9 protein-coding genes are annotated in these 16,179 nt (G+C 65.8%); 3 read left to right on the top strand and 6 right to left on the bottom strand.

What is annotated here, in order from left to right:
• Positions 1-4: 4 nt before the first annotated feature.
• Together IC761_RS09345 and IC761_RS09340 are read right to left on the bottom strand one after the other, a co-directional pair.
• Entirely contained in the window at positions 5-3,640 is a 3,636-nt protein-coding gene (locus IC761_RS09345; protein ID WP_195802959.1) for an AsmA family protein, read from the bottom strand.
• Positions 3,641-3,765: 125 nt separating this feature from the next.
• Entirely contained in the window at positions 3,766-4,998 is a 1,233-nt protein-coding gene (locus tag IC761_RS09340) for a cytochrome P450 (protein WP_195802958.1), read from the bottom strand.
• Positions 4,999-5,154: 156 nt separating this feature from the next.
• Here IC761_RS09340 and IC761_RS09335 point away from each other — a divergent pair, with 156 nt between their 5' ends.
• Together IC761_RS09335 and IC761_RS09330 are read left to right on the top strand one after the other, a co-directional pair.
• Complete coding sequence (locus IC761_RS09335) at positions 5,155-5,766, top strand: TetR/AcrR family transcriptional regulator (protein ID WP_195802957.1); 612 nt, start codon at positions 5,155-5,157, stop codon at positions 5,764-5,766.
• 223 nt (positions 5,767-5,989) lie between these two features.
• Positions 5,990-7,096: a C45 family autoproteolytic acyltransferase/hydrolase gene (locus IC761_RS09330; protein WP_195802956.1), complete on the top strand. Its 1,107-nt coding sequence runs from the start codon at positions 5,990-5,992 to the stop codon at positions 7,094-7,096.
• Positions 7,097-7,189: 93 nt separating this feature from the next.
• On the opposite strand, the gene IC761_RS09325 is transcribed toward IC761_RS09330, so the two are convergent.
• From IC761_RS09325 to IC761_RS09315, 3 genes are all read right to left on the bottom strand, one after another.
• A complete protein-coding gene (locus tag IC761_RS09325) occupies positions 7,190-9,769 on the bottom strand; it encodes an EAL domain-containing protein (protein ID WP_195802955.1) in 2,580 nt (859 codons plus the stop codon).
• A 157-nt stretch (positions 9,770-9,926) separates the two neighbouring features.
• The gene (locus IC761_RS09320; protein ID WP_195804604.1) at positions 9,927-11,228 is read right to left on the bottom strand and encodes an MFS transporter; all 1,302 of its coding nucleotides are present in this window, start codon (positions 11,226-11,228) and stop codon (positions 9,927-9,929) included.
• An 82-nt stretch (positions 11,229-11,310) separates the two neighbouring features.
• Positions 11,311-13,740: a putative bifunctional diguanylate cyclase/phosphodiesterase gene (locus IC761_RS09315; RefSeq protein ID WP_195802954.1), complete on the bottom strand. Its 2,430-nt coding sequence runs from the start codon at positions 13,738-13,740 to the stop codon at positions 11,311-11,313.
• Positions 13,741-14,028: 288 nt separating this feature from the next.
• Here IC761_RS09315 and IC761_RS09310 point away from each other — a divergent pair, with 288 nt between their 5' ends.
• On the top strand, positions 14,029-15,195 hold the full coding sequence (locus tag IC761_RS09310; protein ID WP_195802953.1) for an ABC transporter substrate-binding protein: 1,167 nt from the start codon (positions 14,029-14,031) through the stop codon (positions 15,193-15,195).
• Between the two features lie 6 nt (positions 15,196-15,201).
• Here IC761_RS09310 and IC761_RS09305 read toward each other — a convergent pair whose 3' ends face one another.
• On the bottom strand, positions 15,202-16,179 hold the full coding sequence (locus IC761_RS09305; RefSeq protein ID WP_195802952.1) for an NAD(P)-dependent oxidoreductase: 978 nt from the start codon (positions 16,177-16,179) through the stop codon (positions 15,202-15,204).

Genomic DNA, 16,179 nt, shown 5'->3' with positions numbered 1-16,179 from the left:
TCCGTCAAGGATTAGACGGCGTCAGCACCAATGGCGGCTTCGGCTTGGGTCGAGGCGGCGGCGGGCCGGGGGCCGGCCGGACCTCGATCGGCGGCGGCAGCGGCGCGATCTGCTGGCTAGCAAGCGGCGGGCTCGGCGCGGCCGGGGCGGCCTGCGGCGCTTTCGGCGTCGGCGCGACCTTGGGTTCAACTCTGGGCTTCGGCGGCGCCCGACGCGGGTCGCGGCCCGGCACCGGCACATCGGTCAGCGACGGCTCGGGCACGGGATCGGGCGAGACCAGCGTCGGCAGCGCGGCGGTCGCCGGCGGCGGCTCGCCGCGCTCGATGGCATCGAGCCGACGCGTCTCGCGATCGATGGTGCGCACCGCGAGCCACGACGACAGTGGCGTGAGATCGACGGTCCGGCTGAGCCTGTCGGGCGGACCCGCCGCAAACAGCTGGATCTCTGGCGGTGCGCCGGACAGCCCGGTCATGATCGGCGTCAGACTGGCGCGGATGTCGGCCTGGTCGGCGGGAATGTCGTAACCGCCGGAGACGATGGCGCGGGCGTTCTTGGCCTCGAGCGGCGTGGCGCCGACGCGCAGCCGTCCATCGCGGATCGTGAACGGGACCTGCACCGACGCAACCGCAATGGGAGCTGCCGACAAAGCGGGCTCGACCAGCTGCCGCAGCCGGTTGTCGTCGGCGACCTGCCCGCCGTCGCTGGCGCGGATGGCGATCTCGAAGGCGCGCGGATTGAGACCGCCAATCTCGGCGGAGTCGAGCGTCACCGTGCCGTTGCCGGCGAGTGCACCGGTCAAGGCCGCGACGCTGCGGCCCTGGCTCGTCAGCGCCATCTGCACGGAGGCGCGCCCCTTCGGCAGCGCGAGATCACGGTAGCGCAGCGTCGTCGCATCGACATTGGCGAGATCGAGACGCGCATTCAGCGCCAGGCCATTGGCGCCATTGCGCGCATCGAGGCTTGCGGTCATCTCGCCGCCGCCGACGCCGCCCTTGAGCGTGTCGAGCGCGAGCGACTGGCCGTCATTCCTGATCGTGCCGCTGAAGGGACGAAGCTCGATGCCGCCGGGCAGGCTGCCGCGCAACGCCTGAAAGGCGATCCGCCCGCGCCAGCCAGCGATGAGCCCCGCGCTCAACGGCTCGCTACTGTCTTGTCCGGCTGCGCCCAGCGCCACTGCGAGCGCGGGCACAAGATCGAGCGAATCGAGGCCGACCTCGCCGTCGACGCTCTTCTCCTGATCCAGGGTCATGGCGAGATGCCCGCGCAGATGCGAGCCGGATGCATTGCTGTCGAGATCGTCGAAGGTGAGCTTGTTGCCCGACAGCGTGAGGCGCGAAGCCAGGCTGATGTTCTGAACGGATTTGCCGGCCGGGCCGGTCCCGAACAGCGGCGCCAGATTGACGTTGCGCGCGCGCAGGTTCACGCTGGCCTTCGGCTCCGACGCCGACAGGTCGACGCTGCCTTGCGCGTCAGCATCGAGCCCGCCGCCGGCGAGCTTCGCATTGAGCTGCAATGGCTGCCGCCACGTTCCGCTCAGCCGACCTTCGAGGCGCGCACCGCCGTCACCCGCGGCAACCACACGATCCAGACCGAGCAGGGCCAGCAGAGCGCTGCTCCGCTCGAACGACATCCTCGTATCCACAGTGAATTCGCCACCCGCGAGGGATGCGACATCGAAATTGCGAAGGGCGGACAGTGACGGCGTCGCTGCGGCCTGGACATACCCTCTCGCCCGCGGTGTAGCGAAATCGAACTGCGCGACGGCGGAACGGCGGTCGCCGTCGCCTTTCTTGTCGTTGCCGAGGTCGAGGACCAGGCTCGCAGCGGAAGGTCCTGCGTCGGAATCGATCGCGAGCAGGCGCGGGACGAGCGTAGGCGAGACGGCCTCGACCAGGGGCGCCATCGGCCGCAGCGAAGCCGCCGTCAGGTCCAGCACCAGCCGTCCCTGCCAATTGCTCCTGTCGAGATTGCCGCCGCCATCGATCGACAGGCCGCCAACCTGACCGAACTTCAGCTGATCGAGCACGATGTTCTTCGCATCGTAGTTGAGCCGGACCACGAAGGCCTGCAACTCCTGGCCCGCAGAGATCGCCCGGCCAACGTCGAGCGACAATCTCGCTTCCTCCGGCCATTCCCCCTGCGGGCCCGCGAGCGCGCGCACAAAACTTGCGGCGGCATCGAGGTCGAGACGGTCGGCTTTCAGCTCGGTGTCGATCCGCGAGCCATTGCTCGCGCCAGTCTGGACAAAGGCGATCCGTCCTTCGACGGCGCCGCCCTCGATATCGGCCTTGAGCTTGTCGATGGCGAAATGATTGGCGGCGATCGTCACGTCGCCGGCCAACCGCAACGGCCTGGTGCTGCGGCGGTTGACCTCGCTGCGGCCCTGGAGCCAGGCCACCAGCGTATCGGGGTCGGAGGATTCGACGCTGAGGCGGCCGCTGAAACTGTCGGAGCCTGGAGCAGCACCGTTCAGCGACAGCTGCGTCATGCCGGGCGCGCGCAGCTCGAGCCGCTGGAATGTCCATGACCGGCCGTCGGTCGTCAGCTCCGTCGTGATGTTCTGGAGCGGACGGCCGCCCAGCATGATCTGGTCGGAGTTGAACTCGATCTGCGCCGGAATCGGCGCCTGCGGGATTGCGGCGAGGCCCGCCCGCAGCGCCGGCAGGATGCGCAGCGGCTCGGCATCGTCCTTGCCGGCGAGCTTGTCGGCATCGACCTGTCGCGCCGACAGCACCGCGCGCAGCAGAGGCGACGCGCCGAACCTGATGTCGCCGACGCCGCCGACCTTCAGCGCGGTGTCTTCAGGACCGAAGCTCGCATCGACCTGCTCGAACTTCGCGCCGGCCGGATCGGCCTTGAGCTTCGTCGTGAGCTTCCATGGCGTCGGTCCCGCCTCGCCCGGCTTCTTCGTCGCAGGCGCGGCCAGCGTCAGCGCGCCATCGAATTTCGGCAGGCGGTTGTCGAAGGCGAGCACGCCTTCGAGATCGGCGAGAATGCCGCGCTCGCCGGGATCGATATTGAGATGGAGACGGGTGGCGCTGCCATCGGCGCTCGGGCCGGAGGAGATGCGGAACGGATAGCGCGTGCCGGACGCGATGAAACTGCCATCGCCGCGCACTGAGCCGGCGAGCGAGCGCACGTCGCCGGAGAAGGCGATGTCGGTGAGTTCCAGCGTCGAGCGGCTGGCGGCATCATGGAGCGCAATGCGGCCGGTGAGGTTCAGCCGCTCGATCGCGAGCGAAGCCAGATTGAAGGTGCCGCTCGCGGTGGACGGCAGATCGACCCGCCCCCTGGCGTCGAGGCCGAGATCGACAGCCATGCCGTTGACCGAAAGCTCGGTGGCGCGCCATTCGCCGCGCATCAGCGAGCCCAGGCTGAACTCGACGTCGAGCTTGTCGGCGCGCAGGCGGCCGAGATCATTGTTGCCGCCGAAGGTGACGGAACGCAGCCGCAGGGTTGGCGCCGGCAGCAGCCGCGCGTCCAGCTCGCCCGCCACCCGCACCGGCACGCCGATAATCCGGCTCGCCTCCGCCTCGAACTGGGGCCTGAACTGGTTCCAGTCGATGAAGTAAGGCCCGATCAACGCGGCCAAAAGCGCTAAGATGAAGGCAATCGCCAATCCGAGCAGCGTCGTCTGCACGGGTCTCCCCTCGGCCAAACCGGCCCGGGCCAGGCCTGAGGGCCTCAGGCGCGCCGGAACAGCCCCTTATATAGGGGGAAGTATGGCGAAGTCACAGCGACTGTTGCGCGCGGAGGTTAACGGCCTCACCAGCTCGCCGGCAGGCGCTTCACGCCGCGCAGCACGAAGGTCGACCGCCATTCCGGGTTCTCGACGTCGTCGATCCGCAAATCCGGCAGTCGCCGCAACAGTGTGGCGATGGCGATCTCGGCCTCGATGCGCGCCAATTGGGCACCCAGGCAGAAATGGATGCCGCCGCCGAACGACAGCGGCCTGACATTTGGCCGGGTGATGTCGAGCCGGTCGGGCCTGTCGGGATAGACCGCCGGGTCGCGATTGGCCGAGCCGAGCAGGCACAGCACCGTCTCGCCCTTGGGGATTTTCTTGCCGCCGAGATCCTCGATGTCCTCGAGCGCGACGCGACCGGTCATCTGCACCGAAGAATCGTAGCGCAAAAATTCCTCGACCGCGTTGACCATCAGCTCCGGCCGTGCCTTCAGGAGCGCAAGCTGGTCCGGATTGCGATGCAGAGCCAACAGGCCGTTGCCGATCAGATTGACGGTGGTCTCGTGGCCGGCCCCGAATAAGAGGATGATGTTGGCGGTCAGCTCCTCGTTGCTGAGCTTGTTGCCGTCTTCCTCGGCCTGCACCAGCTGGGTGATGAGATCGTCGGCGGGATTGCGGCGGCGCAGCTCGAACAGCTGCTGAAAGTACATCTGCGCCATCATGTTGGCGGCGTTGCCCCTGGCGATCTCCTCCGGCGTCATCGGCACGGGATCGAGCAGGCGGCCGCCATCGCGCGAGCTCTTGTAGAAGACCTCGCGATGGTCCTCGGGGATGCCGAGCATCTCGCAGATCACAGTGACGGGCAGGCGGAAGGCGAAGTCCTCGATCAGGTCCATGTGGCCGCGATCGATCACGGCATCGATGGCCTGGTCGACGATCTCCTGGATGCGCGGCCGCATGTCCTCGACCCGGCGGGCGGTGAAGGCTTTTACGACGAGCCCGCGCAGGCGGGTGTGATCCGGCGGATCGGATTGCAGCATCCAATGGCTCATGCTGCGGAACACCGGCTCGTTCATGATCTCGGCGCTGTAGCGGCGCTTGGAGCGCTCGACGAAATCCTTGCCAAAGCGCTTGTCGCGCATCACGAGGCTGACATCGGCGTGGCGGCTGGCGACGAACTGGCCGAACGGCGTCTCGTGAATCGGATCAATCGTGCGCAGCCGGTCGTAATGCGGATAGGGATTGCGGATGTAGTCCGGCGAGAGCGGGTTGAACAGCGGATCGCTGTTGGTCGGCTGCACTTGCTCGTTCATGGTGACCTCACATCGGTTGCCGCATGACACGCATACGCAAGGCAGCCCCGATGCCCGGCGTAACCATCCCCAGGATCATTCAACTTAGTTATTCAAGTCGATTACTCAACTCGATACATTATTGTATTGAGTTGCATTCTGCCCTAACCTGCGCCGATGTCAAGAGTGAGAACCAGGCCGACCAGGGACGATACGCGCGACAAGTTGTTCGAGGCGGCCGCGCGCGTGTTCGAGCAAGACGGCATCGGCGGCGCCAGCATCGAGGCGATCGCGGCAGCCGCCGGCTTCAGCCGCGGCGCGTTCTATTCGAACTTCAAGAGCAAGGACGAGCTGATCATCGCCATGATCGAGGACCATGTCGATCAGTCGATCCGGCGCAACATGGACATCCTCGCGCAGCACGACAATCTCGACGATTTCATCGCGGCGCTGAAGGCGATGGATCGCAGCAAGCAGGATCCGCTCGGCCGCTCCCCTCTCCTGCACATGGAGATGATCCTGTTCGTCGCGCGCGCCGAGAAACGCCGCCCGGAACTGGCAAAACGCCTGCGCGCGCGGCGCAAGCTGATCGCCGACATCGTCGAGGCGACGCTGAAAGACAAGGCGAAGGGCGAGACGCTGAACCCGCCCTGGATGGCGTCCGTCGTGCTGGCGCTGGAAGACGGCTTTCGCCTGCACCGGCTGATCGATCCGGAGACGACGCCGGCGGATAGCTTCTTGCGGGCGATCACGGATTTGCGGCGGCGGACGGGGCTGGCGGAGGAGTGAGGGCGCCTGGCGCATGTCCCCACTTGTGCGGGATGTCCGCTTCCTGGGACGAAGCAGACCTAAGCAGCCAACTCCGTCATTTCGTCTTTTGACCCGAAGCGAACTCTTGGTCAGCTGTCGCGAAAGCACACGTAGTGCGTGCAAATCGAGTTGCGACCGCTTGGCTCTACGCTGTAGAGGTAGTAGCCCACCCGTCCCACCTTCGATCCAACTGAGCATCACAATGGCGGACACTTCCAAGACGCTCCGCGTGAGCCTTGTGCAATGTCGCGGCACTCCTTACGAGGTCGGCCGTGCTCAAGCTGATGCATTTGCCGCCACACGCAAGGGCAAGGCATTTCTCCGGAAACAGTTGAAACTGCCATGGTGGCTAAACATTCGTACAGAGGAACGTGCGTTCAGGACCTATGCACCAGCACTGTGGGAGGAAATCGGCGGGATCGCCGAGGGGCTCAACATCTCGATGGAGCATGCAGTCACTTATTTTGGCAACGAGGGCATGAGGATGCCAACAGGTGGCTGCTCGGCAGTCATGAGTGGTGGTGTTTATGGCCGCAACTATGATTTCTGGCCGCGAGGGTATGAGGGACGCCTGGCGCTCCTCCAGGTCCGCGGCAGCTACGCCAGTATAGGCGGCAGCCATCAGTTGACTGGGCGATTGGACGGCATGAACGAGCACGGCCTGACCATCGGTCTACATCTCGTGAAGGCACGGCCGCGAGCCCCCGGCCTCAACAGCGTGTTGCTTGTCAGGCGAGTATTGGACAGCTGTGCGACGACGGCGGAGGCAATCGACCTTCTGCGTCGCACGCCTCACGCCATGCAGTATAACTATTCGATACTCGATGCCGATGGCGTCGCTGCGGTAGTTGAAGCGGGGGCCGGCGCAGTCGCGGTGCGCAGCGGCGACTGGCTTGCTTGCACCAATCATTTCCAGTCGCCGCAATTGAAGCGCTTGAATCGCCGAGTAGCGCACTCGATCGGCCGGCTGCCGCCGCTGGAAGGCTGGGCCGCGCGAAGGCTTGGTGCCGAACAGACGTTCCAGGCGCTGAACTTTTCAGCTTCGCCGGCCTTCCACAACTACGGTAATGCCCAAACGCTGCATACCATAGTTACCGAGCCAGGAAAGCGACGGCTCTTGATAGGTATTGGGGGCGACGCTGCGGCACTCGAAGAAGACATGTTGGACGTTGATTTCAATTCTTGGATCACCGGTGAAGATTTGCCGGTAAAGCAGCTCAAGGGGCAACTGAACTTGGGGATACCATCCCAGCGCATCAAAGCGAGACTATTGCGGAGCAAAGCACGGAGGCCTGCTCGTAGCCCTTAGCTGACGCATTACCGCCGGCTGCCCTTGTCTGCTCCCAAGGATAAATCGGACATGGCAGCCCTTACGTGCTGATTGCGTTCAGGAGTACGCGCCCTAAGCCGACCGCTTCACAGCAACCGCATCGACCGGCGCAAGCCGCCCCAGCATCGCCCGCGCCTGCTCGGCGCAATGCTCGATCAGCCAGCGCTCGAACGCGACCGGCGCCAGCGCGGGCGCGTAGAGGAAGCCTTGCACGACATCGCAGCCGAGCTCGGCCAGCATCTTGCGCTGGCCCTCGGTCTCGACGCCTTCGGCGACCACGGTCAGGCCGAGGCCCTGGCCGACGCGCACCACGGCGGTGGCGATCGCGACGGCGCCAGGGTCACGCTCGATGTCGCGCATAAAACTGCGGTCGATCTTCAATTCGCGGATCGGCAGATGGGCGAGCCGACTGAGGCTGGAATAGCCGGTGCCGAAATCGTCGACCGAGAGCCCGACGCCGAGCTCGCGGATCGCATGCATGGTCTCCAGCGCCGTCGCGCCGTCCTGCATGAAGGTGCCTTCGGTGATCTCGAGCATCAGTGCGTCCGGCGGCAGATCGTGCTCGGCGAGGATGTCCTTGAGCCGCGCGGCCAGGGTGACATTGCGGAAGTTGAGCGGCGACAGGTTCACCGACACGGAGGGGATGTTGAGCCCGGCGCGGCGCCAGCTCGCCATCTGCCGGCAGGCCTCGCGCACCGACCACAGGCCGATCTGCTCGATCAGGCCGCACTCCTCGGCCAGCGGGATGAACTTTGCCGGCGAGACCTCGCCGAGCACGGCATCGTGCCAGCGCGCCAACGCCTCGACGCCGTGGATGGCGCCGTCGCCGCTGCGGATTTGCGGCTGGTAGCTGAGCGTGAGCGCGCCCTCCGCGATGGCACGGCGCAGCGCTGCGATCAGCGCCAGCCGCTGCTCGGTAAGCCCGTTCATCTCGGCGCTGAAGATGCGATGAGTCGAACGTCCCGCCTGCTTGGCCATGTACATCGCGGCATCGGCCTGCTGCATCAACGTGTCGATGTCGGTGGCATGGTCCGGATAAAGGCTGATGCCGATGCTGGCCGACATCTGCAAGTGCCTGGAGCCGAGCCGCAACGGTGTCGCGAGCGCTTCCGTGATCCTGGCGGCGGCACGCTCGGCGCTCCCGGCGTTGCGATGCGGCAGCAGGATGACGAATTCGTCGCCGCCGAGCCGGCCCAGCATATCCTCAGGGCCAATCTGCTCGCGCAGGCGCTGCGCCAGCTGGATCAGCAGCTCATCGCCGGCGGCATGGCCGAGCGTGTCGTTGACGTCCTTGAAGTGGTCGACGTCGAGGAAGGCGAGCGCGACGTGGCTGCCGGTCGGACAGGCGTCGATCGCGGTGGTGATCAGGTGCCGCAGCTGCGCGCGGTTCGGCAGGCCGGTGAGGATGTCGTGATAGGCAAGCCGCGCGATCTCGGCGCGCGCTTCCTTGCGCTCGATCGCGAAGGCGCCGAGATTGACGCAGGCCTCGACGATGCGGCGGTGCCAGTTGCTCGGTGCGCGCGGCTCGCGGAAATAGAACGCGAAGGTGGCGATGACGCGGCCGTCCTTGGCCTTGATCGGCGTCGACCAGCAGGCGCGCAAGCCGACCTCGAGCGGACGCGCCTTGTAGGGCTGCCAGCGCGGATCGGTGTCGATATCCTCGGCCAGCACCGGCTCGCCGTAGAAGGCGGCGGTGCCGCAGGAGCCGACATCGGGACCGATCGCGATGCCGTCCAGCGCGCGGGAATAGTCCTCCGGCAGGCTCGGCCCGCCAAGCGGATGGACCAGGCCGGCGGCATCGACATGCAGCAGCGAGCAGACGACATCGGGCGCGATCTCCTCGACGCGGCGGCACAGCCGGTCGGCGATCTCGGTGATCGGTACCTCGTCGGCGAGCGCGCTCATGATGAGCTGCTGGAGCGAGCGCAGCTGCTTGGTTTCAGTGATGTCCTCGACCAGCGCGAAGATGTGCTTGAGCCGGCCCTTCTTGTCGCGGAAGGCGTCGAGCCGCGCACAGACCCAGATCTCCTCGCCGTTCTTGTCGTAGACCATCGTCTCGACCTCGCCGCGGCGGCCGCCATTCATCAGGCGCTTGACGAGCTTCGCAATCGCCCTGCGGTTGGTGTGGCCACCGGCAATGAGCTCGGCAGCGCGGCGTCCCTCGGCTTCCTCGCTGGTGTAGCCGAACAGTGTCGTGAAGGCCGAGTTGACGTAACGGATGGTCTGCTCGACGTCAGTGATGATCACCGCGCGATTGGTCTGGTCGGAGACCGCGTTGAGCAGCCCGATCCGAACGCGGCGCTCGGCGTCCGCAGTGACGTCGCGGGCGAACACGATGTGATGGGTCGCGCCGTCGATGGTCGCTGACGACAGCGCGATCAGCGCCTTGATCCGGCTGCCGTCGCGCCGCACCAGGCTGATCTCGTCGCGGAAGTCTGCGACCGGATCGGCCTGAAGGCATTTGAGCGTGAGAATTCTGGCGTCCTGCCCGAGTGCATCAGCGCGCGCCAGGTTCCAGACCCGCTCCGCGGCCGAATTGAAATGCGTGATGCGATGCGCATCGTCGACGATGACGATGCCGTCGTCGGCGCATTCGAGCGCCGCGCGCAACACGTCCGGCTTGTCTGTCACTAGGCAATCGGAGGCGAACATCGTTGGACCCGGATGCATCGGGAAGATGCGGCAATCGGCCCCAAGTTAACGCTCCGATGGTGTCCAAGACGTTCTTGCAACCGGCTTGCGTCCCGCCAAGACGCGACATGCTTAACATTCCGCGAAGGCGGCGAAGGTATCTTGCTCCGTTTGGAACTTATTCTGCGGGGGTTCCAGTCTTCAGCCTGTGGAGCCGGCCGGCGACCGCCCGCACCTTGCGCGGCGAGGCCTGCCAGATCGACAGCGCGGACAGGCCGCTCATGACCATGGCGATAGCGAAGGCGAGCGTGTAGTCGCCGGCACGATCGTAGAGGAAGCCGGTCACCCAGGGACCGGAAGCGCCACCCGCCAATGCCGCGAGCATGATCATGCCGAAGATGCTGCCCTGGTGCCTGCCGCCAAAAATCTCGAACACCACCGCGCCCATGATCGAGGTCAGGCCATAGCCGAGCGCGCCTTGCGTGAACACCATCAGATAGACCAGCCAGAGCGAGGGCTGGTATTTCAGCGCGATCAGCGCCGCGAAGCAGATCGCAAAGCCGGCGCAGCTGATTGCCCACACCCATTCCCGTCCGATCCGGTCCGAGATGTGACCGAGGAAGATCTGGCCGGGAATGCCGAGCAGGCTGACGGCGCCGAGCGCCCACACTGCGACGCTCGGGCTGAAACCGATGTCGAGCAGGAATTTGGTCTGGTGCACCTGCACCGCGTACCAGATGTACAGGCCGCCGAAATAGCCGAGTGCGATCCACCAGAACCGCGCCGTCGCAAGCGCGCGCCGAAGCGTCCATTCGGTGCTGGCCCACACGGGATCGACGATGTTGGAGACCGGCTTCGCGGCACCCGCGCTGGGTGCGGCATCACCGTCCGGCCGCAAGCCGATATCCTCGGGCCGCTTGTGCAGGAACAGATTGATCGGCGCGAGCACGATCAGGATCATCAGGCCCATCGCGGTGCAGGCGGTGCGCCAGCTGGTCTGCTCGATCATGTGCTGCACCCAGGGCAGCAACGTCACCGAACCGATGCCGACACCGGCGAAGGCGATGCCGATGGCAAAGCCGCGCGTGCGGATGAACCAGTTCGGCAGGAACAGCGACTGGCCGGAATAGCCGAGACACACGGAGCCGGCGCCGACCATCACGCCCATCGTGACATAGAGATGCCAGGGCTGACTGGTGACCGGGGCCAGCAACAGCCCGCCCCCCATCAGCACGACGCCGAGTTCCATCACCGCACGCGGCCCGGCGCGATCCATCAGCCGGCCGATCAGCGGGCTCGCGATCGCCGACGCAACGAAACCGAACGAGAAGGCGCCGGCAGTGACGCCGCGCTCCCAGCCGAACTCGGAGATGATCGGCGGAAAGAACAATGAGAAGGCGGTGCGCGCGTTGACGCCGATGGCCATGGTGACAAAGGTCACCGCGACCACGATCCAGCCATAGAAGAATGGAAGCCGCATCTTTTCGTATTTCATCCCTGGACGGTCCTTCGGACCATCCGGGGGCGCCTGGGTCAAGCGCTTTTCGCGCATGCCTATTTGCTCAGGCGGCGTCGCGCTGGGAAGACTGAACGGGCTCGTCGAGGTCGATCTGGCCGACCGGCTGCGGACGCCCGAACAGATAACCTTGCGCGAAATTGATGCCGAGCGCCTTCAGGCGTTCATACTCCTCGCTTGTCTCGACGCCCTCGGCGGTGACCGACATGTCGAGCCCGCGCGCCAGCGTCACGATCGAGGAAATGATGGCGGAAGAGCGCGGCTGGTGCGTGAGGTTGCGGATGAACGACTTGTCGATCTTGATCTTGTCGAACGGAAACGCCGTAAGATAGCTCAGCGACGAATAGCCGGTGCCGAAATCGTCCAGCGCGAGCTCGATGCCGAGATGCTTCAGCCGCTCCATGAAGGCATGGTTCTCGGCGCCGCGCTCCAACAGGACGGACTCGGTGATCTCGATCTCGAGCCGGTGCGGCGCCAGGCCGGAATCCCTCAGCGCTGCGCAGATGACGTCGAACAGATCGGCTTCCTTGAACTGGATCGGCGACAGGTTCACGGCCACCATCAGCCCGGAGGGCCAGGTGGCAGCGTCGGCGCAGGCTCGCCGCAGCACGAATTCGCCGAGCGGCACGATCAGCCCGGTCTCTTCGGCGAGCGCAATGAACTGGTCCGGCGGGATCAGGCCGCGGGCCGGATGCCGCCAGCGCACCAGCGCCTCGAAGCCGCGCCGCGCACCGTTATTGGCATCCATGAAGGGCTGATAGTGCACCTCGAGCTGGCAGCGCGCGATGGCGTCGCGCAGATCGCCTTCCAGCGTGTTGCGCGCCTCGAGCTCGGCCGACATCGCCTCGTCGTAGATGGTGAAGCAATTGCGGCCCGCCGATTTCGAGCGATAGAGCGCAAGGTCGGCCTTCTTCAGGAGTTGCTCCTGGTCGCTGCCGTGATCCGGCGCGATCGCAATGCCGATGCTGGTACCGATCTCGACGCGGTGTCCAGGCAGGAGGAACGGCTCGGCCACGAGCTTGGCGATCCGCGCCGCGAGCTCGGTCGAGCAGATCCGCTGATCCTCGCAGCCCTCCTGGATGATGGCGAATTCGTCGCCGCCGAGGCGCGCCAGCACATCGGTGGCGCGCACTGCGGATTTCAGCCGCTGCGCCACCTGGCGCAGCAGCACGTCGCCGGCGCCATGGCCGAGCGAGTCGTTGACGTTCTTGAAGCGGTCGAGATCGAGCATCTGGATCGAGAAGGTCGATCCGCGATCCCGGAGCTCGCCGTTGAGCTCGTCGAGCCGGGCGAGGAAGAAGGCGCGGTTCGGCAATCCAGTCAGGATGTCGGTTTGCGCAAGCTCCAGTACGCGGCGATTGGCCAGCGACAGCCGGCGCGAATTACGGCTGGCGAGCATCAGGTAGGTCGCAAGCGACAGCGTCAGCAATATGCCGACGGTGATGACCGCGACCGCGCGGTCATAGGTCATCTCCAACGGGCCTCCGGCCGTCGGCATTGCGCGCACCTGCCAGTCGGTATCCCCGATCCTGAGATGGCCGGACCAGTGCAGGTCCCGCGCGACGTCGCGCATCGACTGGGGCGCGGTGGCGGCGGACGAATAATCCGGCAGTTCCTCTTCGAGGCTGATGATCTGCCCCGTGAAGGGCGGATAGATGTTGACGCTGATCGCCGGGTTTGCCCCGGTCGTGACGCGGATGCCCTGCATCAGCAGCGGCAGGTCGAACACGCCGACGACGTAGCCTGCAAGATTGCGGCGCCGGTCCGCGATCGTCTCGCGTGACGTGCCCTTGGCGTAGACTGGAACGGCCACGAGAACATCGGGCAACCGGCCGTCCTCGCGTTGCTGATAAAGGCGCGTGCGAATGCCGGCGATCCGGTCGTTGTCGCGCGCACGCTCGAGGGCCACGCGTCGTTCCGGAATGGTCGCGTAATCCATGCCGTAGACCGGCGAGGTCTTCGGCTGGGTCGAGTAGAACACCGGAAAATATTCGTCGCTCTGCGGCGCGACTCCAAAACCCTCGCCCTGGAGCGACTTGATGCGATAGCTGGAGATGCCGTCCGCGACCGCGGCCGCCTCGTATTCGGCGCGTTCCTTGCGGTTGACGCGCGGCAACCAGGCGATGCGCAGCATGCCCGGATGGCGCTCGAACAGCCTTACGCTGAAGGTCTCGAACTCGCTGCGGGTGATTTCCTCGTTGGCGGATTCGAACAGGGTGCGCAGCGCGACGAGCCGGCTGATATATTCGTTCATGCCGTTCTGCATGACGATGGCTTCGGTCTCGGCCGCGCTCTCGAACTCGATTCTGTTGACGCGGTCTTCCCAGCGCGCCACCGCGGCCGCGCCCGCGAGCGAAAACAGGAGACCGACGCCGGCTGCGACCAGCGCAGGACGATAGAACCCGAGCAACGGCGCGGCGCGCCACCCCCCGGTCACGCGTTTCCGATCCTGATCATTCTGATCGCGATCGCCCATCCGTAAAGCCGTCGTCCCCTCTCCGCGGCGGACTGAACTTCTGGTTGAACCGCCGGGGCGGCAATCGGACAAGGACCGCAGTTAAGAACTGCACAATTTCGGAACCCGGCTTTCCCGCATTGCACGGCTTAGTTAATGAACTGCGCGCGCGATCGGGCGCGGTGGAGATAATTTGCCGATTTTACCCGGAATAGTACGGAGGGCCCGGTGCGTCGCCGGTTAGCGAGCTATTCAGGCTGCTGGGATATCATTTGCTCGACACTCCCCTGGATCTGGCATGACCGCCTGATGAAATCGTTTCGATCAGCGATACGTCTCGCCCTCGCCGTCACGCTGCTGGCCATGGCCGCGCGCGCGGCCAGCGGCGAGGAGGTCGGCGTCAGCGAGGATGCGATCCTGTTCGGTCAGGCGGCGGCGCTCGAAGGTCCGTCCTCCGCGCTCGGGCAGCGCATGCGGCAGGGCATCGTCGCGGCCTTCACCGAGATCAACGCGAAGGGCGGCATCCATGGCCGCAAGCTGCAACTCATCAGCCGCGACGACGGCTACGATCCCGACCGTTCGGTGGTGCAGACGCTGCGGTTGATCGAGGACGACAGGGTGTTCGCGCTGATCGGCGCGGTGGGCACCCCGACCGCGATGGCGACCATTCCGATCACCAGCGCGCGCAACGTTCCTTTCATCGGTCCGTTCAGCGGCGCAGAATTCCTGCGCGACCTCGAACTTCCGAACGTCGTCAACATCCGCGCGAGCTATGGCGCGGAGGCCGAGGCGTGGATCAAGCACCTCACGGAAGATCGCCACTTCACCCGCATCGGCATCTTCTACCAGGACGACTCCTTCGGCCGCGACGGTCTTGCCGGCGTGAAGAGCGCGCTGGCCAAACGCGGCCTCGAGCTTGCCGCCGAAGGCACCTTCGAGCGCAACACTCGCGCGGTCGGTTCGGCCTGGCGGATGATCAGGCGCGCCGAGCCCGAGGCCATCGTCATGGTCGGGACCTACGGGCCCTGCGCCGAATTCATCAAGCTCGCGCATCGCAGCGGCGCCTACCCGACCTTCGTCAACATCTCCTTCGTCGGCGCCAACGCGCTCGCCCACGAGCTCGGCCCCGATGGCGAAGGCGTCATCGTCTCGCAGGTCGTGCCGTTTCCCTGGGATCGCTCGCTCAAGGTCGTCGCCGACTATCAGGCGGCGCAGAAGGCGTTCGATCCGACGCTGCCGCCGGATTTCGTGTCGCTCGAGGGCTATTTGTCCGGCCGCCTCACCGCGGCGGCGCTGGAAAGCCTCGGACCCAATCCGACGCGCGCGGGGTTGCTGCGTGTGGTCAACGACATCGGCCGCTTCGACATCAGCGGCAACATCATCACCGTCGGCGCCCGCGCCATCGACACGCCGCCGAAGGTGTTTTTGACGGTGATCCAGAAGGACGGGACGTTCAAGGCGGTTGATCGTCTGTAACGCCGTTCACGGCCGGCGCGTCCAGCGATCGGCGTTGACGGCGCCCTGCGGCGCCTCGCCCTTGATGATCGCGTCGACCTGCCGCACGGTCTCCAGCGACTGATATTCGATCGCCTGCGGCGTCAGCCCGCCGACATGCGGCGTGGCGATGACGTTCGGAAGCTTCGCCAGCTCCGGCGTCGGCATCTGGTCGGGCGCGCGCCCGACATCCATGGCCGCGCCGGCGATGCGGTTCCCGAGCAGCGCCCTGGCAAGTGCAGCCTCGTCGACGAGATTGCCGCGAGACAGATTGAGGAACACGGCGTGCCTCTGCATGCGCCCGAGTGCCGCCTCTCCGATCAGCTTCTCGGTCTGCTCATTGGCGATGGCGAGGCAAACAACATAGTCCGATGCGGCAAGAAGTTCATCGAGACCAACCTGCCTGATCGCGCTGTCGCTGACTTCAGCGAAGGGATCTGAGACCAGCACCTCCATGCGCAACACCTTCGCGATCTCGGAGAGATGACGCCCGATGCTGCCATAGCCGATGATGCCGATCTTGCTGCCGGCGAGCTGGCGGCCCATCCGCGCCTCGGGCCTGCGGCCGGCGTGATAGTCGGCCGTCGTCCGCGACACGCCGCGGGAGAGATCGACCATGAAGCCGAGTGCGAGCTCGGCGACCGCCTGCACGAAGCCGGGACCGGCGCGGGTCACGAGCACGCCTTCGTGCGATGCGGCCTCGACATCGATGTTGCGGATGTCGACGGCGCAGCGGACGAAGGCGCGAAGATGCGGCAGCTGCGGAAAGATCTCGCCGCGACCTTCGGTCATGCGATCGGCGACGATGATGTCGGCATCTTTCGCGGCGCGCACGAGGCCGGCTGCGTCCAGCGGCTGGCCGCCCTCGTGCAGGATCACATCCGCAATCGACCGCAGGCCGTTCAGGCTGCGATCGCCGTAGTAATTGCGGCGCATCTCGGGCGTGTGGGCCAGCAGGACTTTCAC

This window comes from Bradyrhizobium commune, assembly GCF_015624505.1.
Lineage (GTDB): Bacteria > Pseudomonadota > Alphaproteobacteria > Rhizobiales > Xanthobacteraceae > Bradyrhizobium > Bradyrhizobium commune.
The sequence above is the reverse complement of the archived record's forward strand: the minus strand, read 5'-3'. Positions and strand labels throughout refer to the sequence as shown.